The 25449-nt window shown below is 60.9% G+C and carries 24 protein-coding genes; 8 read left to right on the top strand and 16 right to left on the bottom strand.

The genetic code is table 11. The features are described 5' to 3' along the window. Positions 1-83: 83 nt before the first annotated feature. The 9 genes from folD to ACP151_RS14620 form a co-directional block, all read right to left on the bottom strand. Positions 84-974: a bifunctional methylenetetrahydrofolate dehydrogenase/methenyltetrahydrofolate cyclohydrolase FolD gene (folD, locus tag ACP151_RS14660; protein ID WP_424978026.1), complete on the bottom strand. Its 891-nt coding sequence runs from the start codon at positions 972-974 to the stop codon at positions 84-86. 142 nt (positions 975-1116) lie between these two features. After that, positions 1117-1422 carry a chorismate mutase gene (locus ACP151_RS14655; RefSeq protein ID WP_424978025.1) on the bottom strand — a complete coding sequence of 102 codons (306 nt, stop codon included), beginning with the start codon at positions 1420-1422 and terminating at the stop codon, positions 1117-1119. A gap of 194 nt (positions 1423-1616) precedes the next feature. After that, positions 1617-3293, bottom strand: a complete 1677-nt coding sequence (locus ACP151_RS14650; RefSeq protein ID WP_424978158.1) for a formate--tetrahydrofolate ligase — start codon at positions 3291-3293, stop codon at positions 1617-1619. A 298-nt stretch (positions 3294-3591) separates the two neighbouring features. Then, the gene (gene glnT / locus ACP151_RS14645) at positions 3592-4923 is read right to left on the bottom strand and encodes a type III glutamate--ammonia ligase (protein WP_424979646.1); all 1332 of its coding nucleotides are present in this window, start codon (positions 4921-4923) and stop codon (positions 3592-3594) included. Positions 4924-4999: 76 nt separating this feature from the next. Beyond that, on the bottom strand, positions 5000-6331 hold the full coding sequence (locus tag ACP151_RS14640) for an FMN-binding glutamate synthase family protein (protein ID WP_424979645.1): 1332 nt from the start codon (positions 6329-6331) through the stop codon (positions 5000-5002). Between the two features lie 17 nt (positions 6332-6348). Further along, positions 6349-7032, bottom strand: coding sequence for a protein GlxC (locus tag ACP151_RS14635; RefSeq protein WP_424979644.1), 684 nt, complete (start codon positions 7030-7032; stop codon positions 6349-6351). A gap of 1 nt (position 7033) precedes the next feature. Next, a complete protein-coding gene (locus ACP151_RS14630; RefSeq protein ID WP_424979643.1) occupies positions 7034-7930 on the bottom strand; it encodes a class II glutamine amidotransferase in 897 nt (298 codons plus the stop codon). A gap of 135 nt (positions 7931-8065) precedes the next feature. Then, positions 8066-8281 carry a hypothetical protein gene (locus ACP151_RS14625; protein ID WP_424979642.1) on the bottom strand — a complete coding sequence of 72 codons (216 nt, stop codon included), beginning with the start codon at positions 8279-8281 and terminating at the stop codon, positions 8066-8068. Positions 8282-8292: 11 nt separating this feature from the next. Further along, a complete protein-coding gene (locus ACP151_RS14620; RefSeq protein WP_424979641.1) occupies positions 8293-9666 on the bottom strand; it encodes an ammonium transporter in 1374 nt (457 codons plus the stop codon). 551 nt (positions 9667-10217) lie between these two features. Between ACP151_RS14620 and ACP151_RS14615 the strand changes: the two genes are divergently transcribed. From ACP151_RS14615 to ACP151_RS14600, 4 genes are all read left to right on the top strand, one after another. After that, a complete protein-coding gene (locus ACP151_RS14615; protein WP_424979640.1) occupies positions 10218-11363 on the top strand; it encodes an aminomethyltransferase family protein in 1146 nt (381 codons plus the stop codon). A 72-nt stretch (positions 11364-11435) separates the two neighbouring features. After that, positions 11436-12047: a dimethylamine monooxygenase subunit DmmA family protein gene (locus ACP151_RS14610; protein WP_424979639.1), complete on the top strand. Its 612-nt coding sequence runs from the start codon at positions 11436-11438 to the stop codon at positions 12045-12047. After that, a complete protein-coding gene (locus ACP151_RS14605) occupies positions 12044-13009 on the top strand; it encodes a PDR/VanB family oxidoreductase (RefSeq protein ID WP_424979638.1) in 966 nt (321 codons plus the stop codon). Before ACP151_RS14610 ends, ACP151_RS14605 begins: the two co-directional genes overlap by 4 nt. A gap of 11 nt (positions 13010-13020) precedes the next feature. Beyond that, entirely contained in the window at positions 13021-14064 is a 1044-nt protein-coding gene (locus ACP151_RS14600; RefSeq protein ID WP_424979637.1) for a heme-dependent oxidative N-demethylase family protein, read from the top strand. Between the two features lie 297 nt (positions 14065-14361). Here ACP151_RS14600 and ACP151_RS14595 read toward each other — a convergent pair whose 3' ends face one another. After that, on the bottom strand, positions 14362-15018 hold the full coding sequence (locus tag ACP151_RS14595) for a helix-turn-helix domain-containing protein (protein WP_424979636.1): 657 nt from the start codon (positions 15016-15018) through the stop codon (positions 14362-14364). Positions 15019-15546: 528 nt separating this feature from the next. Here ACP151_RS14595 and ACP151_RS14590 point away from each other — a divergent pair. Continuing rightward, positions 15547-16272: a FadR/GntR family transcriptional regulator gene (locus ACP151_RS14590; RefSeq protein ID WP_424979635.1), complete on the top strand. Its 726-nt coding sequence runs from the start codon at positions 15547-15549 to the stop codon at positions 16270-16272. 16 nt (positions 16273-16288) lie between these two features. Here the strand turns inward: ACP151_RS14590 and ACP151_RS14585 are convergent, their stop codons facing one another. Beyond that, positions 16289-17098, bottom strand: coding sequence for an ABC transporter substrate-binding protein (locus ACP151_RS14585; RefSeq protein ID WP_424979634.1), 810 nt, complete (start codon positions 17096-17098; stop codon positions 16289-16291). A gap of 241 nt (positions 17099-17339) precedes the next feature. Between ACP151_RS14585 and ACP151_RS14580 the strand changes: the two genes are divergently transcribed. Beyond that, positions 17340-18344 (top strand): GlxA family transcriptional regulator, encoded by a 1005-nt coding sequence (locus ACP151_RS14580; RefSeq protein ID WP_424979633.1) that lies wholly within the window; start codon positions 17340-17342, stop codon positions 18342-18344. A 68-nt stretch (positions 18345-18412) separates the two neighbouring features. Here the strand turns inward: ACP151_RS14580 and ACP151_RS14575 are convergent, their stop codons facing one another. The 5 genes from ACP151_RS14575 to hpaR all read right to left on the bottom strand — a co-directional run bounded on the left by ACP151_RS14575 (position 18413) and on the right by hpaR (position 24277). Next, positions 18413-18994, bottom strand: a complete 582-nt coding sequence (locus tag ACP151_RS14575) for a sarcosine oxidase subunit gamma (protein WP_424979632.1) — start codon at positions 18992-18994, stop codon at positions 18413-18415. Next, positions 18987-21983: a sarcosine oxidase subunit alpha family protein gene (locus tag ACP151_RS14570; protein WP_424979648.1), complete on the bottom strand. Its 2997-nt coding sequence runs from the start codon at positions 21981-21983 to the stop codon at positions 18987-18989. The genes ACP151_RS14575 and ACP151_RS14570 overlap by 8 nt, the downstream gene beginning before the upstream one ends. Before the next feature lie 26 nt (positions 21984-22009). Further along, positions 22010-22297 (bottom strand): sarcosine oxidase subunit delta, encoded by a 288-nt coding sequence (locus ACP151_RS14565; RefSeq protein WP_424979631.1) that lies wholly within the window; start codon positions 22295-22297, stop codon positions 22010-22012. A 15-nt stretch (positions 22298-22312) separates the two neighbouring features. Next, a complete protein-coding gene (locus ACP151_RS14560) occupies positions 22313-23563 on the bottom strand; it encodes a sarcosine oxidase subunit beta family protein (RefSeq protein WP_424979630.1) in 1251 nt (416 codons plus the stop codon). A gap of 273 nt (positions 23564-23836) precedes the next feature. After that, the gene (gene hpaR, locus ACP151_RS14555; protein WP_424979629.1) at positions 23837-24277 is read right to left on the bottom strand and encodes a homoprotocatechuate degradation operon regulator HpaR; all 441 of its coding nucleotides are present in this window, start codon (positions 24275-24277) and stop codon (positions 23837-23839) included. Between the two features lie 84 nt (positions 24278-24361). Between hpaR and ACP151_RS14550 the strand changes: the two genes are divergently transcribed. Together ACP151_RS14550 and ACP151_RS14545 are read left to right on the top strand one after the other, a co-directional pair. Further along, positions 24362-24607: a hypothetical protein gene (locus ACP151_RS14550; protein ID WP_424979628.1), complete on the top strand. Its 246-nt coding sequence runs from the start codon at positions 24362-24364 to the stop codon at positions 24605-24607. Positions 24608-24630: 23 nt separating this feature from the next. Then, positions 24631-25209, top strand: a complete 579-nt coding sequence (locus ACP151_RS14545; RefSeq protein ID WP_424979627.1) for a hypothetical protein — start codon at positions 24631-24633, stop codon at positions 25207-25209. The last annotated feature ends 240 nt before the right edge of the window (positions 25210-25449 follow it).

The raw sequence follows: 25449 nt of genomic DNA, 5'->3' as shown, positions 1-25449 counted from the left end.
GCCCGTCAGGCGGCTTTGCCGCTGAGAGGGGAGGCGATGCGGCGGGAGTATCTGTTTCAGCTGTTGCGGTTCTGCGGTGCCGTTCAGGCCGTGAGGCCTTCTGGCTCGGGGAGGTTGTTGGCGCGGCAGCAGGCGGTGACGGTGTTGGCCAGGAGACACGCAATGGTCATCGGGCCGACGCCGCCGGGAACCGGGGTGATGGCGCCGGCGCGCTCCGCGGCAGAGGCAAAATCAACGTCGCCGACCAGCTTGTTCTTGCCGTCCCGCTCAATGCGGTTGATGCCCACGTCGATGACGGTGGCGCCTTCCTTGATCCAGTCGCCCGGCACCATTTCCGGACGCCCCACGGCTGCCACCACGATGTCGGCGCGGCGCACCACATCGGGCAGGTCCTTGGTGCGGCTGTGCGCGATGGTCACGGTGCAGCTGTCGCCCAGCAGCAATTGCGCCATCGGCTTGCCAACGATGTTGGAGCGGCCGATCACAACCGCATCCATGCCCGACAGGCTGCCATGGTGGTCGCGCAGCATCATCAGGCAGCCCAGCGGCGTGCAGGGCACCATCGATTTCTGACCGGTGCCCAGAAGGCCCACATTGGAGATGTGGAAACCGTCCACGTCTTTTTCCGGCGCGATCGAGTTGATGATCAGATCTTCGTCCAGATGCCCCGGCAGCGGCAGCTGCACCAGGATGCCATGGATCGCCGGGTCGTTGTTCAGCTGCTCGACCACGGCCAGCAGATCCGCCTCGGAGGTCTCTGCGTCCAGCTTGTGCTCCACCGAGTTCATGCCGACCTCGACGGTCTGCTTGCCCTTGGAGCGCACATAGACCTGGGAGGCGGGGTCTTCGCCGACCAGAACCACCGCCAGGCCGGGGGTGATGCCGTTTTCCTCTTTCAGCCGCGTCACATGTTCGGCCACCTGGCCGCGCACCTTGGCCGCAAAGGCCTTGCCGTCAATCAGAGTTGCTGCCATTTGATCTCTTCCTTTTGCCGCAGGCCTCCGGCCCGTCTATTCACTTCAGTTGGTCGCGATGCCCGAGCCGCAGGTGGCCCTGCTCAGCATCACACACCTAAGTTGGTCGCGATGCCCGAGCCGCAGGTGGCCCTGCTCAGCATCACTCCTCCCGGATCACCCGCGCCTCGCGGGCAATCGACCAATCCACCAGCTGCCGCCACAGGGCTTCGATCAGATCGGGGTCCAGCCCCTCTCCTGCTGCCACGGCGCGGGCGTTCATGACCACTTCCTCGACCCGCTCCGGGATCCGCGCCGGCCAGCCGCTGAGCTGCTTCAGCGCAATCGCCCGGTCGATATACCCCGCCCGGACGGCCAGACGTTGCACCAGCTCACAATCGAGCCTGTCAATTTCCGCGCGCAGCGCCTCCATCGAGAAGCAATCTTCTGGCGGTGTCAGTTTGGTCATATGTCAGAGCCTCGGCTTTCATTGCTTTGGGCCAAATGAGGCTCTGACCATTCTCAGTGGTCGCGCACTTCCTTCCAAAACCCGGTTCCCGTCTTCGTCCCCTCGGACCAGTGGCGGTGCCTCAGACTTCGGATTGCGCTTGAAACTCTTGCGGCCCGGGGTCTCCCCGGGCCGCAAAAAGCGCATTTTGCGTCTTAGAACAAGCCTTCGATCTGGCCGTCGTCATTGAGGCAGATGGTTTCCGCTGCCGGTTTGCGCGGCAGGCCCGGCATGGTCATGATCTCGCCGCAGACCGCAACGATGAAGCCCGCGCCCGCAGACAGGCGGACTTCCCGCACCGGCACCGAATGGCCGGTGGGCGCGCCGCGCAAGCTGGGATCGGTCGAGAAGGAGTATTGGGTTTTCGCCATGCAGACCGGCAGGTTGCCGTAGCCTGCGTCTTCCCATTCCTTCAGCTGGTTGCGGATCTTGTTGTCCGCCAGCACCTCGTCAGCGCGGTAGATGCGCTTGGCGATGGTTTCGATCTTCTCAAACAGCGGCATCTCATCCGGGTAGATCGGCGCAAAGTTGGCAGTGCCGCCTTCGACGATCTCAACCACTTTCTCGGCCAGCGGCGCAGAGCCCTCGGAGCCCAGCTCCCAGTGGCGCGACAGAACCGCCTCGACACCATGCTCGGCGCAGTAGTCCTTGACCGCCTGCACTTCGGCATCGGTGTCGGTCACGAAGTGGTTGATGCCCACAACAACCGGCACGCCAAAGGATTTGACGTTCTCGATGTGGCGGCCGAGGTTGGCACAGCCGTTGGAGACCGCCTCGACGTTTTCCGCACCCAGGTCGGCCTTGGCCACGCCGCCGTTCATCTTCATCGCGCGCACGGTGGCAACCAGCACAACCGCGGACGGTGCGATGCCTGCCTTGCGGCATTTGATGTTCATGAACTTCTCGGCGCCGAGGTCGGCACCAAAGCCTGCTTCGGTCACGACGTAGTCGGCAACCTTCAGCGCGGTCTTGGTGGCAATGACCGAGTTACAGCCATGTGCGATATTGGCGAAGGGGCCGCCGTGCACGAAGGCCGGGTTGTTTTCCAGGGTCTGCACCAGGTTCGGCTGCATCGCGTCTTTCAGCAGAACGGTCATCGCGCCCTCTGCCTTGATGTCGCGGCAATAGACCGGGGTCTTGTCGCGGCGGTAGGCCACGATGATGTCGCCCAGGCGCTTTTCCAGATCCTTGAGGTCGTTCGCCAGGCACAGGATCGCCATCACTTCGGACGCCACGGTGATGTCAAAGCCTGCTTCGCGCGGGAAACCGTTGGACACACCGCCCAAAGACGCGGTGATGGTGCGGAGCGCCCGGTCGTTCATGTCGACCACCCGGCGCCATGCAACCCGGCGCACGTCGATGTCGCATTCGTTGCCCCAGTAGATGTGGTTGTCGATCATGGCCGACAGCAGCGAGTGGGCCGAGGTGATGGCGTGGAAATCGCCGGTGAAGTGGAGGTTCATCTCCTCCATCGGCACGACCTGTGCATAGCCGCCGCCTGCAGCGCCGCCCTTCATGCCGAAGTTCGGGCCCAAGGACGCTTCGCGGATACAGATCATCGCGTTCTTGCCGATCCGGTTCAGACCGTCGCCCAGACCCACGGTGGTGGTGGTCTTGCCTTCACCTGCCGGCGTCGGGTTGATCGCAGTCACCAGGATCAGCTTGCCGTCTGCCTTGTCCTGAACAGAGTTGATGAAAGACTGGCTGACTTTCGCCTTGTCGTGCCCATAGGGCAGCAGATCGCTGTCCGAAATACCGATCTTCGCACCAATCTCCTGGATCGGCTTCTTCTGCGCTTCACGCGCAATCTCGATGTCACTCTTGTAGCTCATGGCCATCTCCCTTTTGCCGTCTCTGCGGGCTGAAACCCCGTGGTGTGCGCTCTGGTGAGGCACGATATTTTCCTATTAATGAAATTTTCTTCCTGTGCGTCAATGCATTCCTGGCTGGTTTTGCCCGAAAAACAGGCTGCTTTCAGCGCATCAGGCGCCGATCGGAAACAGGCGGAATTTCACCCCGGGTGAAGACGGCGCATATGCGGCAAGGCCTGCCGCAAACAAAAAGGGCCCGGGCATTGCCCGGGCCGTGCAGGGTCCGCACCAAAGGCCGGACAGGGGAATCACTGGCGGATCAGATATCCAGCGTGTTGTCTTTTTCCCAGCGGGAGAAGTGGTTCACAAAGGAGTTCCACTCCTGCTGCTTCATTTTGATGTAAGCACCGGAGAATTCGTCGCCCATCATGCTCTTCAGCTCTTCGTCCTGATCATAGAAGCGCAGGGCATCCAGCATGTTCAGCGGCAGTTTGGGCGCATCAGTGACAGAATGCCCTTCGGCATACATGTCAATGTCACGGCGTGGACCCGGATCTGCTTTGGAGCGGATGCCGGAAAGGCCGGCCGCGATGATCACCGCCTGCAGCAGATAAGGGTTCACAGCCCCGTCAGGCAGGCGCAGCTCGAACCGGCCCGGGCCGGGCACCCGTACCATATGGGTGCGGTTGTTGCCGGTCCAGGTCACGGTGTTTGGCGCCCAGGTGGCGCCCGACATGGTGCGCGGCGCATTGATGCGCTTGTAGGAGTTCACCGTCGGGTTGGTGATCGCCGCCAGCGCCGAGGCATGTTTCATGATGCCACCCAGGAACCAGCCGCCCTGCTCGGACAGGCCCAGCTCTGCAATCTGGCCTTCACCTTTGTCAGCCGCAAAGACGTTGTTGCGGGCGTCGGCGCCCGGCGCATCCCAGACCGAGATATGGGCGTGACAACCGTTACCCGTCAGGCCTTCGATCGGCTTTGGCATGAAGGTCGCGCGGTAGCCGTGCTTTTCCGCCACCGATTTGGTCATGAACTTGAAGAAGCTGTGTTTGTCTGCGGTCGACAGCGCGTCGTCGAACTCCCAGTTCATCTCAAACTGGCCGTTGGCGTCCTCGTGGTCGTTCTGATACGGGCCCCAGCCCAGTTCCAACATATAGTCGCAGATCTCGCGTACCACGTCATAGCGGCGCATCACCGCCTGCTGGTCATAGCAGGGCTTCTCGGCGGTATCGAATGGATCGGAGATTTCCTCTCCATCCGGGGTCAGCAGGAAAAACTCGGCCTCGATGCCGGTCTTCACATGCAGGCCCTCATTCGCCGCCTCTTTGATCAGGCGGCGCAGTACGTTGCGCGGCGCCTGGGCCACATCCTCTCCTTCCATGACGCAGTCAGCCGCCACCCAGGCGACCTCCGGCTTCCACGGCAACTGGATCACCGACGAGGGGTCCGGCACCGCCAGCATGTCGGGGTGCGCCGGGGTGAGGTCAAGCCAGGTGGCAAAACCTGCAAAGCCAGCCCCGTCTTCCTGCATATCCGCAATCGCCTGCGCCGGCACCAGTTTGGCGCGCTGGCCACCGAACAAATCGGTGAAGGAGATCATGAAGTATTTAACGCCTTTTTCTTTCGCGAAAGCGGCCAGATCTACCGTCATGGTCCTACTTCCTTTCCCTGTTGAACGTATTTCGGAAATGAGGCGCGGACCGCTGTCGGCCGCGCCCCGCTTAACTTCAGAACCCTGCCTTGCCCGGGTACCAGTCGGTGCCGGCCAGTGGCACGCGCGCCATGGCAGCGGCCTCCATGGTCAGGGCGCACAGATCCTCGGGTTCGAGATTGTGCAGGTGGTTGTGGCCGCAGGCGCGGGCAATGGTCTGGGCTTCCAGCGTCATCACCTTGAGGTAGTTGCGCAGGCGGCGGCCCGCATCGACCGGGTCCAGGCGCTGCATCAGCTCCGGGTCCTGGGTGGTGATGCCGGCCGGATCCTGGCCTTCGTGCCAATCATCATAGGCGCCGGTGGTGGTGCCCAGCTTCTGGTACTCGCTTTCCCATTTCGGGTCATTGTCGCCAAGCGCGATCAGCGCCGCAGTACCGATGGCAACTGCGTCAGCGCCCAGCGCCAGCGCCTTGGCCACATCTGCACCGGTGCGAATACCGCCAGAGATGACCAGCTGCACTTCGCGGTGCACGCCCAGATCCTGCAGCGCCTGCACCGCAGGCCGGATACAGGCAAGCGTTGGCAGGCCCACATGTTCGATGAACACATCCTGCGTTGCGGCTGTGCCGCCCTGCATGCCGTCCAGAACCACAACATCCGCACCCGCTTTCACTGCCAGCGCCGTGTCGTAATAGGGGCGTGTGCCGCCGACCTTCACATAGATCGGAACCTGCCAGTCGGTGATTTCCCGCAGCTCCAGGATCTTGATTTCCAGATCATCCGGGCCGGTCCAGTCCGGATGGCGGCAGGCCGAACGCTGGTCGATGCCTTTGGGCAGGCAGCGCATCTCTGCAACCCGGTCCGAGATCTTCTGGCCCAGCAGCATACCGCCGCCGCCGGGCTTTGCCCCCTGACCGACCACGATCTCAATCGCATCCGCCTTGCGCAGGTCATCCGGGTTCATGCCGTAACGGGACGGCAGATACTGATAGACCAGCTTGGAGGAATGGCCCCGCTCCTCTGGCGTCATGCCGCCGTCGCCGGTGGTGGTCGAGGTGCCGGCTGCGGATGCGCCGCGGCCCAGGGCCTCTTTGGCAGGACCGGACAGCGCCCCAAAGCTCATGCCGGCGATGGTGACCGGAATGTCCAGTTCTATCGGCTTCTTGGCGAACCGGGTGCCCAGGGTCACCTTGGTTTCGCATTTCTCACGGTAGCCCTCCAGCGGGTAGCGGGACACCGAGGCGCCAAGGAACAGGAGGTCATCGAAATGCGGGACCCGGCGCTTGGCGCCGCCGCCGCGGATGTCATAGATCCCGGTGGCTGCCGCGCGGCGGATTTCCGCGTTGATCGGGTTTGTGAAGGTTGCCGACTGGATCGGCTCGGTACGGGGGATGTTCTTGTTATCCATGCCTTTTGATCCTGTCCTTAGTACGCTTGCGCATTGTCGACGTCGAAATTGTAGAGCTGGCGAGCAGAGCCGTAACGCTTGAACTCTTCCGGCTTGGCGTCGGCACCAGCGCGGGTCAGAAGATCCTTCAGGATCTCAATGTGTTCGGGACGCATTTCCTTCTCGACACAGTCGGCCCCCAGGCTTTTGACACTGCCGCGCACAAAGAAGCGCGCTTCATAGCAGCTGTCGCCCAGCGCATCGCCCGCATCCCCCAGCACCACCAGATTGCCGGCCTGCCCCATAAAGGCGCACATATGGCCGATGTTGCCATGCACCACGATATCGATGCCTTTCATCGAGATGCCGCAGCGCGAGGAGGCATTGCCCTTGATGACCAGCAGGCCGCCCTGGCCGGTGGCCCCGGCATACTGGCTGGCGTCGCCTTCGACGACCACGGTGCCGGACATCATGTTTTCCGCAACACCCGGACCAACTGAACCCTTGACCGTCACGGTCGCCTGCTGGTTCATGCCGGCGCAGTAATAGCCGGTCGAGCCCTTGATGGTCACATCCACCGGGGAGTTCAGGCCAACCGCAATTGCATGGCTGCCCTTTGGGTTGACGATTTCCCAGGACGTCTTGTTGGTGCTGCCGTTCAGTTCCTGCAGGGCGGAGTTCAGACCGCGCAGGCCATTTGCTTCAAGATCATATGTCTGCATCTTAGTGGTTCCAGAAGTAAACGGTTGCGGGTTCGGGCTCCCAGACCTTGGCGTCTTCGATGCCCGGCAGATTCACCAACGCGCGGTATTCGGAACCGAAAGCCACATACTGCTCGGTTTCCGCCATCACGGCCGGCTTACAGGCGATCGGGTCGCGGACCACGCCAAAGCCATCCTTGGTGCCCACAACAAAGTTGAAGAACCCATCCAGGTCCTCCAGCGTGCCTTCCAGAGCTTCCCCCAGAGTGGCGCCGTTCTGCATCTTCCAGGTCAGATAGGCCGCACCGACTTCGGTGTCGTTCTGGCTTTCAATCCGCACCCCGTCACGGCGCAGCTTGCGACGCAGCGAGTTGTGGTTGGACAGCGAGCCGTTGTGCACCAGGCACTGGTCCGATCCGGTCGAGAACGGGTGTGCGCCCTCTGTGGTCACGGCGGATTCTGTGGCCATGCGGGTGTGGCCGATACCGTGGGTGCCGCTCATGCCGCGCACGTCGAAACGATCAGCAACCTTCTCAGGCAGGCCCACTTCCTTGTAGATCTCGATGGTGTCGCCTGCGCTCATGACACGCATGCCGGGGCGCAGCTCGGCCAGCGCGCTGCGCGCCTCTTCAGCCTTACCCGCGGGCACATCAAGCACCGCGTGGGTATCGATCACCCGGATCGAAACACGGGTGCCCAGCGACTCGGTCAGCGCGCCATCCAGCCCGTCAAAGGCCGTGTCCGGCGCATCCGACTGAACAGTCAGCTTGCTGCGGCCATCTGCTTCGGATCCGTAAATTGCAATGCCAGCACTGTCGGGACCGCGGTCCGTCATGGTGATGAGCATATCGGTGAGCATTTCGCCCAGTTTTGGCTCTAACGATTTGTCTTTCAGAAAAAGACCGACAATCCCGCACATGGGTGTGCCTCCTGCTTTTCAACTCGAATCAAGGCTAGCAGTTTGCGATCCGCCATTCAACTATTGTGAAACAAATTTTCCTGTGAAGGAAGGGTTGGGGCGCGCCACACTAACGCGCCCCATAGTGGCTTCAGGTCAGTACTTCTCGAGCAAGGAGTTTATTTTCTCCTTATCTCCCATATTCTTAGCCTCTTCCAAGTGCTTCCCCTCCCGGACAAACTGGATCCGGTGCCAGCCAATCCAGAAGATCACTCCCAGAACAACCATGATCCCTTCAGATCCCTGGAAGGGGTAAACTGCCCCAACCTCTGCCAGGTCCACTGCCCAGCTGTCGTAACCGATGGTAGACATTTCAAATCTCCTTATTCAGCTGGAACGCCACCGCCATTCAGCGCAGCCTTGTCAGCGGCGATGATTTCGGCTTTGGCATCCTCGTAGGCATGGTGTTCAGCGTAATCGAGACCCTGCAGTTCGACCTCTTCAGGAATACGCAGCACACCTGCCGCGGCCTGCATTTTCGAGATCACAAAGGCAGGCAGAAAGCCCAGCACGAAGAACATGATCACCGCACCGATGGCCTGACCAACCGGGTTGACGGTTGCATAGCCTTCATAGGGCGAGCTTGGTGCGCCCCACAGCAGGAAGCCCGCGATGATCAGCCCCACGACGCCAGCGTAGCCATGCACGGCAACCGCACCAACCGCATCGTCGATCTTGAACTTGCGTTCGACCCAGTAGTGCAGCTTGTAAACGATCACGACACCGACCGCGCCAACCAGCATCGCCTGGATCGGGTGATACAGATCATTGCCGGCAGAGGCGGTGATGATACCCGCAAGGCCGCCGGAGAAAGTCCAGAACGCATCGCCCTTGGACACCACATAGGCTGCCATCAGACCGCCGGAAAGCGACATCAGGAAGTTGAAGGTGATCGCGGACAGCGACGTCGGAGCAAGGTAGATATTGGTCGCGGTCCAGGTTTCGCCAGTCAGCAGACCGCCGATGCCCTCAGGCGAAATCACCGGGATGTTGCAGGCTGCGTAGAAACCCCAGAAACCGGAGTAGATCAGGAAGATGCCGATGGTCAGCATCCAGGGGTTATGCGGCGGGATATCGCGCGGGGTGCCGTCGGCCGCAAACTTGCCGATCCTTGGGCCCAGAACCATAATCACGCCCAGCGCATAACCGCCGGCAATCGCGTGGATCACCCCAGACGCATAGGCGTCATGATACCCCAGATATTTGACCATCCAGCCTTCGGCATGCCAGCCCCAGGCGGCATCAATGATCCAGAACACCGAACCGATCAATACCGCGTGCACCCACAAGGCGGACGAGCGGATCCGTTCGATCACTGCGCCAGACACAATCGAGGCTGCAGTCCACGAGAACAGCAGGAACGCCGCCCAGAACACGCCGGTGATCCGGTCTGACAGGTTGGTACCCATGTTCTGCGACCACGGCAGATTCGCCGCGCCTGCGTCATGGTTCAGGCCTCCGAAGAACGGGAAGCTGGGGAACGCCCAGTAAATCCACCATCCGAAGAAGAAGAATGTCACCGTGACCAGTGGAATGATCATGATGTTTTTCATCAGTGTATGCATGTGGTTGCGGTGGCGGCTGGCGCCGACCTCATACATGCAGAACCCCACGTGAATGAGGAACATGAAGACAACGGTCACCCAGTAGTAGAACTCGGTGAACACCGTTGTTAACGCGTTCAGATTTCCGTCCAATGTTTTGCCCTCCTGTTGGCAGTTTTCCTCGGGCTTTTTGCCTCTTGGGAATATTATTTTCCTTTATTATTGTGTCTCAGCAGGGAGGCCTGTCAATAATCATGTGAAATATTGTTACCTTTAGGGAAAGCGCCCCAGGCGTGGCCGTCTCTTTCTGGAGCGGTTTTCTGCTGCTAACCCTCCGGTCTCGCACGGATTTACCGGTGCTTTGCAGCCATTGAACCAATGTCTGGACCATTCTCTCTGGCGGCCGGCAAATCTGTGCAGCAAGGGCAAGTTTGCGACGGAATCATTCAAATCTCCGCCATAGGAGCACCTGATTCCCTTGCCGCGAACAGCTTCCGGCCATCTGCGCCCCTAATGCGCCGCTTTCATAAGGCCAATTCACGGCTTTTCATGCCGCAAACACATTAGAAATCGACCTTTCAGGCAAAATCTTTTTCCTGATAGGAATAATCGTTGACACGATACCCCCGCTCTTGGCTAACTGGACCAGACCAATGGAACCAAAGCAACGAATTTGGTTCGCCACTATCAGGGAGACACATAAGATGGCCATTATCTGGCGGACTTCAGCGCTGGCGCAGCGGCATAAGGAAATCGGCGGCGAGCTGGAAGATTGGAATGGCATGGGAACCGCCTGGTTCTATGATCACTCGCCCGAGCGCGCCAAGGCCGACTATGAGGCGGTCCGCACCAAAGCCGGTCTCATGGATGTGTCCGGTCTCAAGAAAGTTCATGTCGTGGGTGAACATGCCGCCCAGGTCATCGACCGGGTCACCACCCGCAATGTTGAAAAGATCATGCCGGGCCGCTCCACCTATGCCTCGATCCTGAATGATCAGGGCAAATTTGTTGACGACTGCATCATCTATCGACTGTCTGTGAACAGCTGGATGGTTGTCCACGGCACCGGCACTGGCATGGAACAGCTGAGCACCGTCGCAGCCAGCAAGAACTGTGCGGTCATCTTCGACGACAATCTGCACGACATGTCCCTGCAAGGCCCGGTTGCCGTTGATTTTCTGGCGGAACATGTGCCCGGCATCCGTGATCTGGCCTACTTCGGCATCATCCAGACCAAACTGTTCGGCTGCCCGGTTATGATTTCCCGCACCGGTTACACCGGCGAGCGCGGTTATGAGATCTTCTGCCAGTCAAAAGATGCTGTTCATCTGTGGGACAGCATCCTGGAAGGCGGCAAGGACATGGGCATTGTTCCGGTTCAGTTCTCCACCCTCGACCTCTTGCGCACCGAAAGCTATCTGCTGTTCTATCCGGGTGACAATTCCGAGACCTATCCATTCGATAACGAGACCTGCGGTGACACCCTGTGGGAGCTGGGCCTGGAATTCACCGTCTCCCCGGGCAAGACCGGCTTTATCGGTGCCGAAAACCACTATGCCGCTAAAGGCAAGGAACGTTTCAAGATCTATGGTGTCCTGCTGGAAGGCACCACTCCGGCAGATGAAGGCGCGGACCTTCTGCAAAACGGCGAAAAGGTCGGCGTTGTCACCTACGGCATGTATTCCGACGTGAACAAGCACAACGTGGGCATCGCGCGGATGCCGGCGGCCTGCGCCAAACCCGGCACCAAGCTGACCGTCCGCAACGGCGACGGCACCGAGATTGCCGCGACCGCCGAAGAAATGCCTTTCTACGACAAGGACAAATCGATCCGCACCGCAAAGGGCTGATCCGGATCCCGGGCGTCTCCACCCAGGAGGCGCCCGTCTTCGTTCACCCGGACTGCAGGAAAAGCGACCCACATGTCTAAAACAGAATTCCCCCCTTCGATCATAAGCCGCCCGGTTTACGGTGAGCTTGAGGCCCGCTCCGGCAGCGGTCACCTGATGATTGCAGATGCAACCGGCGCCGAGGCGATCCTTGATCTGGCCAAATCTGCGGACAAGGACTTCTGGGCCAAGGCCCATATCATCTACATCCCCAAGAATACCGGCACCAAATACAGCAGCCAGCTGGAAGACCTGGGTGCCGGCCAGTTTTATGCAGGCCCCTCATATGAAGCCGCGCAAAGCCGCATCCGCCGCGCCCTTCAGGATTGCCACATGGGCACCCAGGTCTACCTGACCGGCACCGAAAGCCTGATGGGCCAGGCCATGGCCGAGGCCACCACCGCCGGCATCCCACATACCGCGATCCAGACCGAACACCGCGGCTCTACCGCGCGGCGCATGCAATGCGTGCACTGCAAGGGCATCACCGAAGATGTCACCACCGACCCGTTTGAATGCAGCCATTGCGGCCTCAGCCTGTTCGTGCGCGATCACTATTCGCGCCGCATCGCTGCCTTTCAGGGCGTGCGGGTGGATGCCGAAGATCCCGGCAATATCCCCGACAAAGTGGAGCTGTTCAAATGAGTGCTGGCACCGCAAAACTGAATGTCACCGTGGCCGAGGTCAAACCCGTCAACGACCTTGTCACCCGTTTCAAATTCGTCCGCACCGGCGGCGGCGACCTGCCGACCTTCTCGGGCGGCGCCCACACTGTTGTCGAGATGCAGGACGGCGGCATCACCCGGCTGAACGCCTATTCGCTGATGTCCAACCCGGCCGACCGCGGCGCCTATACCATCTCTGTGCGCCGCGACGACGAGGGTCGGGGCGGCTCCAAATTCATGCACTCCCAGGTCAAAGAGGGCATGGAGATGGTGATCTCCAACCCGGTGAACCTGTTCTCGCTGGACCTGCGGGCCAAGAAACACCTGATGCTGGCCGGCGGGATCGGCATCACGCCGTTCATGGCGCAGATGCACCAGCTTTCGATGATGGGCGGCCAGTTCGAGCTGCACTATTCGGTGCGCAACGCCTCTCTCGGCAGCTACGCTGAGGAACTGGACGCAAAGTATCCCGGCAAGGTGACCATCTATCACGATGATCAGGGCGAGGCGATCGACCTTGGCACTTTGCTGGCCACCCAGCCGCTTGGCACCCATGTCTATGTCTGCGGCCCCAAAGGCATGATCGACTGGGTGCATGGCACTGCTGAAAGCATGGGCTGGCCGCGCGAAGCCGTGCATTCCGAGGAATTCCTGGCGCCCGCCTCAGGCAAGCCGTTCGAAGTGAAATGCGCCGTCTCAAACAAGGTCGTTCAAGTCGGCGAGCATCAGTCGCTGCTGGAGGCCCTGGAAGCAGCCGGCATTGACGCCCCCTACCTCTGCCGCGGCGGCGCCTGCGGCCAGTGCGAGACCAATGTCATCGGCTATGACGGCAAGTTCCTGCATTTTGACCACTGGCTGACCGACGAGCAGAAGGCCGGCGGCAAGCACATCATGCCCTGTGTGTCGCGTTTTGAAGGCAAAACCCTGGTCCTGGACCGCTGAGGGAGACAGATATGACAATCCAATTCAACGACGAAACCTTCTATGGCGACTTCACGTTCAAGAACTCGGACTGGGCGATCAAACGCTTCCCCTTCCCGTTCCACGAGGACAGCTACATGTACTCGGTGAACATGGAGCCGCATAAGTCCTACCGGCCCGGCTCTGTGTTTGAACGCACCTTTGATGTGGACGAACATTATGTCTCCGAAATGAAGGACCGCGCCCGGGTGCTGGCGGATGACCCGCTGCGCTGCCAGTCGCTGCCACATATGACACTGGCGGGCTGGGACCTGGTCGAGCTGATCATGGAGGCCAAGGCGGCCGAATATCCGGACCTGTTCGAACTGCACAAGGATGGCAACCGCTGGCGCTGGATCAACAAGCCGCTGGGGATTGATGACACTTTCACCTTCCTTGACGAAAGCACCCTGCCCTACGGGCCGATGGAATACATCACCCGCCAGACCCAGGGCGACTTTGCGGTGCTGGACCAGCGCGACGACAACCTGTGGATGGATGCCGGCATGGTCACCACCCAGGCGGACTGGTCGCTGGACTTTGACATCGGCATGAACTTCTTTGAATGGCACGCGCCAGTGCCCAAAGCGCATGAGATGGGCATTTTCGTGCGCGCCCTGAAATTCCTCTTGAATATCCAGCAGGGCCAGCCGGCCCGACGCCTGAACTGGACCATGACCGTCAACCCGCTGCTCGATACATCCCCCGAAAACTACCACAAATGGGGCACCATGAAGCAGGGTCTGACAAAGGACAACATCGGCGAGAAACAGCACCTGCGGGTGGAGCTGCAGACCTTCTTCCGGCTGCCCCGCTCCAACGCGCTGGTGTTCCCGATCCGCTGCTACCTGATCAGCTTCAACGATCTGGTGACGGTGCCGAAATGGGGCCGCCGCCTGCACCGTGTGATCCGCGACCTGCCGGAGGAGCTGGCCACCTACAAAGGCTTCATCGACAACCGCCCGCTGATGGTGGAGTGGCTGTCGCAATATGACGACGGCAGCCCGACATCGGACGGCATCTGGCCCGACGAATAATCCCGAAGGGATCGGCGGGCCGCCCCCTGCCAAACAACACGCCACACTGGCTGCCGCGTTTCACACGCGGCAGTTTTCCGTTTCCCGAAGGAACGGCTCCCGCCCCTGCATCAGCCCACGGGCTGCGCCCGCCCTCTGTGCAGCGTTGGGCCAGGCAGCGCGCTTTGCGCGCTGCAGACCATCCGGAACCGAAGCTGCAGGATGCCACCGCGCCGCGCGCCGCGCGGCGCTGCGCCCAACTGTGAAAGGACATCTTGGATGTTCCTGAAACAGGCGGGAGCCGCCTGCCTAGACGCTTCAGCTCGATTGCGGGTAGGAAATTATGGACAAATAGCGGGCCGGCAGCTCAGTCAGGCCTTCCGGCCCATGTGGCGCATCGGCATCAAAGAACAGCGTGTCACCAGGCCGCAAGGAAAACACCTGGTCCCCATGGCGGTAATCAACTTCCCCTTCCAGCATATACAGCATCTCAATCCCGTCATGCTGGAACGTCGGGAAAACATCCGACTGTTCCGTCAATGTTATCATGTACGGCTCCACCAAAACCCCAGATGCATTGGCGCCGAGATGGCCCAAAAGCTGGTACTGATGCCCAGCCCGTGTGCCGGCCCGCTCTGTCTCGACACCTTCGCCAGACTTGGTGTGCACTGCTTCGCGGCTTTCCTCGAAGCGGCGAAAAAACGAGGTGATCGGCACGCTCAGCGCATTGGCAAGCAGCTGCAGTGTCGTCAAAGAGGGCGACGTGTTGCCATTTTCGATTTTCGACAACATCCCGATCGACAAGCCTGTCAGATTGGCCAGATCCGCGACCGTGATCCCTTGCTGCCGCCGGAACGAACGCACCTCCCGCCCGATTGCAACTTCCAGAACTTTTTCCGAGCCGTCACGGACCCGATGGGGATCTTGGGAAAGGTTATTTGCCACTGCGTCACTGTCATCTTTGAGTTTAGCCACTGTGTTATCTTCCTTATGGATGGCCCCTGACAAGCACGCAGCTGCCGTTGCGCAAAACTTTTTCGAATACAAGAAACGGTGCGAATATTATTTTACTGCGGTTACTCATTCTCCCCAAGCCCTTACCATCAGAGGACAGAAAATAGTTGCTGCTGAGCCGCGTTGGCCTGCCCATGGCCGAATTGGACAGCTTCCTTGCCGCCCCCAGGTCCCACCGCCGGAGACAGGCCGAAACAGCGGCTGGGCCACAATGCGCCAATCCAGCGCGCCCGCCAGCAGGGCTGCCAGACAACACCCAGAAAAAATAACAAAAACAATGAGGTACAAACCTTCAGCGCGGCACGGAAAACACCGAGCGACAGAACCAGATCGCCCGCACTGCCTTGCTGACCATCGCAGGAACGGCTATGATATCAGCCAATCACTGTTGCAAAAAACGATCGCAAGACGGTCTTTCGTACCGGCAACAGCAGCCGCCAAAATGAACAGGAGCAGGGGTTCCCGCTCAGACGGCCCGGAAAACAAACCATGAGCGCAGCAGAAGAAACCACCTCGCAAATCCTGACCACCCATTCCGTGGGGGCCACTGTGCAGGTGGTGATTGACACGCTGTTTGCCCGGATCAAATCCGGCAGCTACCCGGTGGACACACGGTTGCCCTCCGAGCGCACATTGGCGTCCGAACTCGGGGTCGCCCGAAATACGGTGCGCGAAGCTCTGGATGTGCTGGCAAGCCAGAAGGTCATTCACCGGCGCGCCGGCTCTGGCAGCTTTGTTAAGTTCCGCTCTGACCCAAAGCCGGAAAGCGCCTATGCATCCCTGGCAAAGGAGGTGTCGCCCCTCGACCATCTGGTGGTTCGCGGCATTCTGGAACCGGAACTGGTGCGACTGGCGGTGATCAATATGACTCCGCGCCAGATTGAGGAATTGGACCAGACCCTTTCCCGGGTCGAAGCCGTGCGCACCAATCCTGACGCCTTCATTGAAGCGGAGGAAGATCTCTACCGCAAAATTGCCGAAGGCTCCGGCAATCCGCTGCTGCGTTCCTGCTATGAACTGGCGATCGAGGCTGGCGGCCTCTCCTGCCGCACTGCTCTGCGCCGCCGCCATCTGACACCGCAGCGGATTCAGGACTGCCAGAAGCGCTATAATACGCTGTTCAACGCCATTGCCTCCCGCGATGTGGAATCGGCGGTGGAATTCATCAAGCTGCATCTGATCGATGAGCAAAAGCTGCTGCTGCAGGAGGCCTGACGCCCCAGATCGGCGCTCAGCCTTGAACCGCGCGAGAGCTGACCTGCCCCCCTGGCCCGCCACTTTCCAGCCGTTGATGCCAAAGCTGCCCCAGCGCCGCCAGCTCTGACTTCAGCAGGCCGGAATGCGCTGCCAGCCAGTCCGGGATCGACTTGAACGCGGCGATCCGTGCCTTGCTGTCCTGCACTGTCACCACTGGCCAGTCGCCGATCAAAGCATTGGAAATACCGAATATTTCCTCGCCCCACCATTCGGCATGACCAAATGCGTGGGTGACATGCCCCAGCTGCTTCATCGCCGCCAGAACAGATGGCGTTGCAACCGACCCTGCCTTTTCGACTGCGCTGTGCCAGATATCCAGCATCGCCACATATTCCCAGCTCACCGCCGACCAGGTTTCGGGAAACCGGCGGTTGTACTCTGCAAAGAACACATGCGGACGGTTGAAGAAAAACGCCTTTTCCCGCAGCATCGGGTCGTCGAAATCCGGAAACTGAAACACCACCCCTTCCATGAGCTCCGGCGACGTCCGTGCGACCAGCCGGTCATAGCCATCCATCGTGCAGCTGATGATCTGCCCCTGGAACCCCTTGGCATAGGCATATTCCGTCAGCGCATGCACCATCGGCGCATAGGATGAACACCAGCACAGAATATCAGCTCCGCTCTCCAGCATCGGGTCCACAACCGGCCCCGGATCCGTGGTCTCAGGAGCATACTGGACCTCCCGCAGGATCCGCGTGCCAGCCGCCTTGAAGGCCGCCCGGTACACGGATATTAGTCCGAACCCGCAGGAGAAGCAGATGACCAGGAAACCTATTGCCATCATCGGCGCCAGAAGATCGCCAACCGCCTGACCACCGCCGACCTCTACAAAGGGTGGTCCATGCCCGCAACCCCAAGAGGGTCTAAATGGCCATGCGGGATCAATGGGTCACCTCGTGCATGTTTGACGCCCGGGTCTGGTGGGGCCGGGATGTGTTCACCGGCAGGTTCGACATCCTGCCGCACATGGCAGCGCCCTTTGCTGCTGTGCGAATCTCACTTCGCAAGCTATTGTTCGCCCTATGCAGCGCGATAACACCATGACTCTCGGCTTTCTGATTTTTCCCGGCTTTCCAATGGCCTGCCTAACGTCGGCCATCGAGCCCCTGCGTGCGGCAAATGAAATTGCCGGGTCTGAAACCTTTCAGTGGAAGCTGGTGTCCGAAACCGGCAACAGCGTGACCGCTTCTGCCAATGTGGCCTTCCAGCCTGATTGTTCTCTGGACGAAGCCGACGGCGTCGACACCCTGTTCCTGCTGTCCAGCCCACAAGGCAAATTCGAAGACCCCAAAGGGTCAAACGGCAGGCTGCGCCACCTGGCTCGGCACGGCACCACCATGGGCGCGGTGTCCGGTGGTGTGTTTCCTCTGGCGCGCTCCGGCCTCCTGGACGGGCACAGCTGCTCTGTCCACTGGTGTTACAAGGCCGCCTTCACCGCCGAGTTCCCATCGCTGACAACAACCGACGACGTCATCGTGCTGGACCGCCGCCGCTATACCGCCAGCGGCGCCGCTGCGATGTTCGACCTGTCCCTAAAGCTGATCGAACAGGCTTTGGGTGATGCGGTGATGACCGAGGTCGCCTGCTGGTTCCAGCATCCGATGGTCCGCGCCGAGGGCGTGCGCCAGAAAATACCCGCCTTCAAGACCGACAGCACCGCCGACAGCCTGCCGCCACCGGTTGCCAAGGCCGTTGAGATGTTTGCCGAAAACCTGGAACATCCGGTGTCGATCCGCGAAGTCGCCAGCGAGATCGGCGTCTCGCCCCGGCAGCTGGAACGCAGTTTCAAAACCGCCACCGGCCAAAGCCCGGCGATCTATTACCGCACCCTGCGGATGAATGCAGCCCGCCAGCTGGTGATGTATTCGCGCGACTCGATCACCGCGATCGCCAATGCCGTGGGCTATGCCACCTCTTCCACCCTGTCGCAGCATTACCGCGACAGCTTTGGCGTCTCTCCACAGGAAGAACGCCGCAAAGTGAACCTGTTCCGGGTCCAGGACAACCTGCCGATCCCCTCGGCCTGAGCGGCCCGAACCAAACTCCAGACACAAAAAGGCCGGTGGTTTTCTAAAGAAACCACCGGCCTTTTTGGTCAGATAACTGCGTTCACCGCCGTGACCAGCGCGTGATGCAGGGACGCCGCCGACGAGCGCGGTCCAATAATGGAATAGCGCTGCCCAGGCTCGCGGCACAGCAGGAACACTCCCAAATGTTCCATCGAGGTGCGGGTGGCGTCGCCCGGTTTGCCGGCCCGAACATTGGCATTGCACAGCCGTTCCAGCACATCAAAGCACCGACTGCCCTCCAAGTCGAAGCGGCACCAGCCGTCGGTCTGCTCCACCACGGAACCAGCATCGCCAACCGCCTCTTTCAGCGCTGCGGCCAGAAGCTCGTGTTCGTCATGCGGGGCAGAGACCATCCACAAGTCCGGCCCCATCCACCAGGCGGCAAAATCGCCATGTTCATTCCACGCGGCGGCCTCGGGCAGACTGTCACCAAGGAAGGATTTGGCCGCGGACTGCAGCACATCCTCGTCTCCCTGCCGTGCCGCCAGTGACGCCAGCGCACAATCGCTGACTTCCCGGATCAGCAGACCGGTAAACGCATCCACCCGCGGCTCAAACCCGCCCAGCGGCGTAACGGCCTTCAGGCCATGATTGTCAAACTTACCCACGGAGACGCTCCCCTTCCGGATCCACAAAATGCGCGCTGACGACTTCAACCCGGGTCTCATGCCCTTCCAGCGGATTGACCGCGCGGATGACCTCACCCTTGCGGGCATCGCCGTTTTTCAGGAACCCGATCCCGATCGAGGATTCCAGCACCGGCGAATAGGCCGCAGAGGTGATATAACCCTGATCGGTGGCCGCGCTGACCTCGCCATCTGCATTCATCAGATGCGCCCCGGCATAGACGGTGGCGCTGCTGTCGACCGGCTTAAAGCCCACCAGCTTCAGCGCATCCTCCCGGTTCATGCCTTCGCGTTCGCTCAGGGTGTTGCCGATACAGTCTTTCTTTTTGCTGACCATCCGACCCATGCCAAGGTTCAGCGCAGATGTGGTGCCATTCAGCTCGTTGCCAGCCGCGTGGCCTTTTTCGATCCGCATGACGCCCAGCGCCTCGGTGCCATAGGGGACCGCGCCAAATTCCTCGCCCGCTTCCATCAGCTTGCGGATCATCGCATCGCCATAACGGGTTGGCACCGCGATCTCATAGGCCAGCTCCCCCGAGAAGGAGATCCGGAACAATCGCGCCCGGCAGCCGCCCGCCACGGTAACCTCGCCGCAGCCCATGAAGGGGAACGCCTCGTTCGAGATGTCGAATTCAGAGTCCACGACCTTTTGCAGCAGCTTGCGCGAATTCGGACCCGCCACCGCGAACTGCGCCCAGGCCTCGGTGGTCGAGATCAGCTGCACATCCATGTCAGGGAACAGGCACTGGCGCGCAAATTCCATGTTGCGGTAGACCAGAACTGCGTTGGCGGTGGTGGTGGTCACCACGAAATGATCCTCGGCAAAGCGCGCGGCGGTGCCATCATCATAGGCAATACCATCCTCGCGCAGCATCAGGCCATAGCGGACCTTGCCGACCGCCAGTTTGGCAAAGGCATTGGCATACAACTTGTTCAGAAACGCTGCGGCATCCTTGCCCTGCACGTCGATCTTGCCCAGCGTGGTCACGTCGCAGATGCCAACCGAGTTGCGGGTCTGCAGCACCTCACGGTCCACCGACTGGCGCCAATGGGTCTCGCCCGACTTGGGGAACCACTGCGCCCGCAGCCATTGGCCAACCTCGACAAATTCCGCGCCCTGCTCCTCAGCCCATTTGTGGCTGGGGGTCTTGCGGGTGGGGCGGAATTCCTCGCCCACGGACCGTCCAGCCATCACGCCGAACGATACCGGCGTATAGGGCGGGCGGAACATGGTGGTGCCGACCTCGGGGATCTGCTTGCCGGCCAGTTCGGCCATGACTGCCAGACCGCCCATATTGGAGGTCTTGCCCTGATCGGTTGCCATGCCCAGGGTGGTGTAGCGCTTCAGATGCTCGACCGAGCGGAAATTCTCCTGATGCGCCAGTTTCACATCCTTGACGGTGACGTCGTTCTGCTGGTCCAGCCAGGCGCGCCCCTTGCCTTCCTTTACATACCAGAAGGGGGTCACATTGACGGGGGCATCCTCGGCCTTGGGCAGATCACCGGCTTTTGCCTCTATGCCCAGCTCGGACAGCGCGGCAATGGCGCCTTCGGCCCCAGTGCGCAGTGCAGCTGCGGTCGAGAAATCACCATTGGCGGCACCGGCAACTGACAGGTTCTGCGGCAGATCCCCTGCCGGAACAAAGGCCGCAATGTCTTCGCGCCAGGCCGGACGGCCGCGCTGGTGGCAGGTTAGATGCACGTTGGGGTTCCAGCCGCCAGAGACCGCCAGCGCCCCGCAGGGCACGTCGCGGGTGGTGCCATTGGCCAGGCGCACCCGCGCCCATTCCAGCCCCAGCCGGCCCTTGGTATCGATCACCTGCGCACCGGCGAACAGCTCAGCCCCTTCGACCGCAGGCGCGTCGGCACGGGTGTCGACCACAGCCGTCACCTTCACTCCTTTGGCGATCAGATCCGCAGCGGTGCGGTGGCCGTCGTCATTGTTGGTGAAAACCGCAACCGTCTGATCCGGCGTCACCGCCCAGCGGTTGGCATAGGCGCGCACAGCGCCGGCCAGCATGACGCCCGGGCGGTCGTTGTTTTCAAAGGCGATGGGTCGTTCCGTTGCACCAGCCGCCAGCATCGCCCGCTTGGAATAGATCCGCCACAGGATCTGCCGTGGCTTGCCCGCTTCCGGTGCCAACACATGGTCAGCAGTGCGTTCAACCGCACCATAGATACCGTGGTCAAAGGCGCCGATGATGGTGGTGCGCGGCATCACCCGCACATTCGGCATCGACACCAGCTCCGCCTGCGCCTGTTCAACCCAGGCCGAACCAGCCAGATCACCAATGCCAAAGGTTTCGGCATTCAGGCGCCCGCCCAGCAGGAAGTCTTCGTCTGCGATGATCACCTGCGCGCCGGCGCGGCCAGCCGTCAGTGCCGCCATCAGGCCGGTGGGACCGGCCCCGATCACCAGCAGATCGCAATGCAGAAAGCCCTTGTCATAGGCGTCCGGGTCATCCTCGAAACTGATGCTGCCCAGACCTGCCGCCTTGCGGATGATGGGCTCGTACAGCTTCTCCCAGAAGGCCGCAGGCCACATGAAGGTCTTGTAGTAGAAGCCGGCCGTCAGGAAGTTGGAGAACCGGTCGTTGATTGCCATGAAGTCATGCTGCAGCGACGGCCAGCGGTTCTGTGAGTTCGCCTCCAACCCGTCATACAGTTCTGCCACGGTGGCGCGGGTGTTCGGCTCCTGCCGCCCGCCGCTGCGCAGCTCGACCAGCGCGTTCGGCTCTTCCGACCCCGAGGTCAGAGGCCCGCGTGGACGGTGGTATTTGAACGAGCGGCCCATGAGCCGCACACCGTTGGCCAAAAGAGCCGAGGCCAGCGTGTCGCCCTCATGCCCTTCATAGCGCTTGCCATCAAAGGAAAAGCCCAACTTTCGGGCACCGTTGATCAGCCCGCCGTCCAGACGGTTGACCTGCATTCCCTTGCGGGCACCATTGCTGCCATCGGCGCGAAACGCCATGGCACCGGCATTGATCACTGCGTCAGTCATTTGCTGCGCCCCCTTGCCCGGGCCGCATCGCGGGCCAGTTCGACATTCAGGATTTCATGGGTCACGGTGTTGCGGGTCACCACCAGCCAGGAGCGGTCGCCCTGCTCGTGAAACCACAGTTCGCGGTGTGCGCCCGCCGGATTGTCGCGCAGGTACAGATAGTCGTGAAACTGATCCGCCGCATCTTCGGCCTGCCAGTCAGGCCGGTCGATCAGGGCCGCATCGCCAAGATACGTGAATTCCTGGCTGTCCCGCGGCCCGAGGATCGGATGGTTGATAATCATCGCCTTTTTCCTTCCTCAGTGCAGGTTCGGCTGGGCGCCCTGGCCCTTTTCGTCAATCATGCGGCCCTTGCGGAACCGGTCGAGCCGGTATTCTGTGGCCACTTTATGCGGCGTATCGGTTGCCAGCAGATGCGCATAGCACCAGCCCGACGCCGGGGTCGCCTTGAACCCACCGTAGCACCAGCCGCCGTTGAAATAGAGACCGTCAACATGGGTCTTATCGATGTAGGGCGAGCCGTCCATCGACATATCCATGATGCCGCCCCAGCTGCGCAGCATCCGCACCCGGCCTAAGCTGGGGATCAGCGCCATGCCGCCTTCCATCACGTCCTCGACAACCGGCAGGTTGCCGCGCTGCGCATAGGAATTGTACATGTCCAGATCACCGCCAAAGACCAGGCCGCCCTTGTCCGACTGGCTGCAGTAGAAATGGCCCGCGCCAAAGGTGATGACCCCGTCCAGCACCGGCTTCAGCCCCTCGGAGACAAAGGCCTGCAGCACATGGCTTTCGATCGGCAGACGCATGCCCGCCTTCTCCATCACCCGGCTGGAAGAGCCGGCAACGCAGCTTGCGACCTTGTTAGCACCGATGAAGCCCTTGGTGGTCTCGACGCCCAGACACTTGCCGTTCTCAATCTTGAAACCGGTGACTTCGCAGTTCTGGATGATATCGACGCCGCGCAGATCGGCGCCGCGGGCATAGCCCCAGGCCACCGCATCATGGCGCACAGTGCCGCCGCGGCGATGCAAAAGGCCGCCTTTGATCGGGAAACGCGCGTTGTTGAAGTTCAGGAACGGATACATCGCCCGCACGCCATTGGTGTCCAGCAGCTCTGCATCCGAGCCGTTCAGGATCATCGCATTGCCCCGGCGCCGCGCCGCATCGCGCTGCGCATCGGTGTGCACCAGGTTCAGAATGCCGCGCTGGCTGACCATGGCGTTGTAGTTGAAGTCCTGCTCCAGCCCTTCCCATAGCTTCAGCGACAGCTCGTAAAACGGCTCGTTGCCGTCCAGCAAATAGTTGGAGCGGATGATGGTGGTGTTGCGGCCGACATTGCCGCCGCCGATCCAGCCCTTCTCGATCACCGCGACATTGGTGATACCATGGTTCTTGGCCAGGTAATAAGCCGTCGCCAGCCCGTGGCCGCCGCCGCCGATGATCACCACATCGTAGCTTTTCTTGGGTTCCGGATCACGCCAGGTGGGGCGCCATCCCTTATGGCCCGTCAGGGCCTCCTTGATTACTTTCAGGCCGGAGTACCGCATGATGTCCTCATCAACTGTCCCCGGCAGACTGAATGAGAAATGCGGCAATTCACAGGGGGATATCGGACGCCAGCCGCGCCGTTTGCGTCACATTCCCCCATCCACCTTTGCACATGCAGCATGCGCCATTGCCTTCCGGCGGCCCGCCATTTCGCTCAACGCATTACTTTTCAAACAAAATTTTCCACTTTCTCGCAAAGTGGCCGCCAACGTCACTATTGCCTGGTTTACGTCAACCACCCCAGAATTCGCGCCAAATGCGGCAACTGCGACTCACTCTGACAGGTCTGCCTGATTCAGTTCGTTCAGCAGATCCAAAAGCGCTTCGTATCGCTCCTCCCCCATCCTGGCCCGGGTGCGGTTCAGCAACGCGAGGCTGGCCTCAATATTATCAGCAATGATTTTCTCTCCCGCCGGCGCAATCCGCACGACCTGTCGGCGGCGATCTTCGGCGTCACGCTCCCGGCTGATCAACTGCTTTTCCTCCAGCTTCTGCAGAATCCGCGTCAGGCTGGGCAACAACAGGCAGGCCTTTTCGGAAATCTGGGTCGGATCGATCGACCCGCTTTCCTGCACCACCCGCAGCACCCGCCACTGCTGCTCGGTCAGCCCCGCACCGCTCAGCAAAGCGCGGATTGGTCCCATCACACGCTCACGTGCCCGCAAAAGGGCAATCGGCAGCGAACGGTCGGTGGAAGGCATTATCCTGGACATACGTGATTATCACTCCGCTTCCGGCTAAACGCAATTGCCGCCCCGGTTTCTTCTGCTTACCCCGCAACAGCGCAATTGCCTCACATGTTGATCAAGATGGAAGAGCTGCCGCATTTCACACTGGACTACTCAACCAAAACGGAGACCCGCGCCGACCTCGGCGCAATGTACCACCACCTGCGGCAGGCAGCGACAAAGACCCGCCTGTTTGCGCCCCAAATCCGGCACCAACCGCAGCCATATGCAAAGGGCGAAACCGTGATGCGCGACGCAGCAGACGTGATGTTGGGGTCCAATGTCATCACCAAATTCGCAAAGAGCCTAAGGTGATGCGACTGGTCCAGCCCCAGCACATGTCCCTGTTTCCCCGCGTCCCGCGCTCCTTCAGCAGCGCCCAACGCCCACTGATCCGACCACCGGCGAACCGCACGCTGGATTACGATGGCCAAGTTGCGGCAATGATCGGCAAGGCAGGCCGCCGCACCCAGCCAGAGGATGCCAATGATCTCTTGCGGCTTAGACTTTGCAAACGACGGCACGAGCCGAGACTGTCTGCGTCACGACAGATTCAACGTGACGCAGGGCAAGATCCGGGACAGTTCCGGTTTCATCAGCTTCTGGCTGGTGCCCGTTCTGATCCCGCCCAGCTCAATGCCCCCCCTTTCCTCACCCGCGTGATCGCAGCAATCCGCCAGGGTAACTCCCTCAGCCGGAAGATGTTCCCGATCCGCGACAGGAACGCCCACGGCTCCACTGTCACCACCTTACAGCCCGGCGACGTGACCATCACCGGCACCATCAACGACAACACCGCCAATGCCAGTGTGGTGCTGGGCACGAAACGGCAAGCGGCAAACGCCATCTCCCGCATCAAGGCTGCGGGTCTCGCACCCTGCATTCTTGGCACCACCAACGAGGCTAGGCACGCCTAGGCCGGCTTGGGAGCCCAGTTCCGAGCAGCTGGCACCGACATCATCACACTGGCCCAAGATTCCCGTGGCCTTGTCGCCAAGTGGAAGGCTGATCAACTGCCTGCCAAAAATCGCAAGGGAAGCTCTCCCGCGCCTGGCCGCTGCACTGGCAAAGCCAGAGCAACGACAGCAGCCTTGGGGGGGGGGGGGGGGGGGCCGCGGGGGGCCGCCCCCCCCCCCCGCCGGGGGGTAAAAAAAACA

Origin of the sequence: Leisingera sp. S232 (assembly GCF_049800895.1) — a bacterium.
Taxonomy (GTDB): Bacteria; Pseudomonadota; Alphaproteobacteria; order Rhodobacterales; family Rhodobacteraceae; genus Leisingera.
Note: the sequence above shows the minus strand (reverse complement) of the source record. Positions and strands in the feature narration are given on the sequence as shown.

Bases quoted from the DNA above. Each gene is read 5' to 3' on its own strand.
- ACP151_RS14655 (WP_424978025.1), bottom strand. From the start codon at position 1,422: ATGACCAAACTGACACCGCCAGAAGATTGCTTCTCGATGGAGGCGCTG.
- ACP151_RS14605 (WP_424979638.1), top strand. From the start codon at position 12,044: ATGAGTGCTGGCACCGCAAAACTGAATGTCACCGTGGCCGAGGTCAAA.
- ACP151_RS14580 (WP_424979633.1), top strand. From the start codon at position 17,340: ATGCAGCGCGATAACACCATGACTCTCGGCTTTCTGATTTTTCCCGGC.
- ACP151_RS14640 (WP_424979645.1), bottom strand. From the start codon at position 6,331: ATGGATAACAAGAACATCCCCCGTACCGAGCCGATCCAGTCGGCAACC.
- ACP151_RS14610 (WP_424979639.1), top strand. From the start codon at position 11,436: ATGTCTAAAACAGAATTCCCCCCTTCGATCATAAGCCGCCCGGTTTAC.
- ACP151_RS14590 (WP_424979635.1), top strand. From the start codon at position 15,547: ATGAGCGCAGCAGAAGAAACCACCTCGCAAATCCTGACCACCCATTCC.
- ACP151_RS14650 (WP_424978158.1), bottom strand. From the start codon at position 3,293: ATGAGCTACAAGAGTGACATCGAGATTGCGCGTGAAGCGCAGAAGAAG.
- hpaR (WP_424979629.1), bottom strand. From the start codon at position 24,277: ATGTCCAGGATAATGCCTTCCACCGACCGTTCGCTGCCGATTGCCCTT.
- ACP151_RS14565 (WP_424979631.1), bottom strand. From the start codon at position 22,297: ATGATTATCAACCATCCGATCCTCGGGCCGCGGGACAGCCAGGAATTC.
- ACP151_RS14545 (WP_424979627.1), top strand. From the start codon at position 24,631: ATGTCCCTGTTTCCCCGCGTCCCGCGCTCCTTCAGCAGCGCCCAACGC.
- ACP151_RS14560 (WP_424979630.1), bottom strand. From the start codon at position 23,563: ATGCGGTACTCCGGCCTGAAAGTAATCAAGGAGGCCCTGACGGGCCAT.
- ACP151_RS14615 (WP_424979640.1), top strand. From the start codon at position 10,218: ATGGCCATTATCTGGCGGACTTCAGCGCTGGCGCAGCGGCATAAGGAA.
- ACP151_RS14625 (WP_424979642.1), bottom strand. From the start codon at position 8,281: ATGTCTACCATCGGTTACGACAGCTGGGCAGTGGACCTGGCAGAGGTT.
- ACP151_RS14635 (WP_424979644.1), bottom strand. From the start codon at position 7,032: ATGCAGACATATGATCTTGAAGCAAATGGCCTGCGCGGTCTGAACTCC.
- folD (WP_424978026.1), bottom strand. From the start codon at position 974: ATGGCAGCAACTCTGATTGACGGCAAGGCCTTTGCGGCCAAGGTGCGC.
- ACP151_RS14600 (WP_424979637.1), top strand. From the start codon at position 13,021: ATGACAATCCAATTCAACGACGAAACCTTCTATGGCGACTTCACGTTC.
- ACP151_RS14585 (WP_424979634.1), bottom strand. From the start codon at position 17,098: ATGGCAATAGGTTTCCTGGTCATCTGCTTCTCCTGCGGGTTCGGACTA.
- ACP151_RS14570 (WP_424979648.1), bottom strand. From the start codon at position 21,983: ATGGCGTTTCGCGCCGATGGCAGCAATGGTGCCCGCAAGGGAATGCAG.
- ACP151_RS14630 (WP_424979643.1), bottom strand. From the start codon at position 7,930: ATGTGCGGGATTGTCGGTCTTTTTCTGAAAGACAAATCGTTAGAGCCA.
- ACP151_RS14550 (WP_424979628.1), top strand. From the start codon at position 24,362: ATGTTGATCAAGATGGAAGAGCTGCCGCATTTCACACTGGACTACTCA.
- glnT (WP_424979646.1), bottom strand. From the start codon at position 4,923: ATGACGGTAGATCTGGCCGCTTTCGCGAAAGAAAAAGGCGTTAAATAC.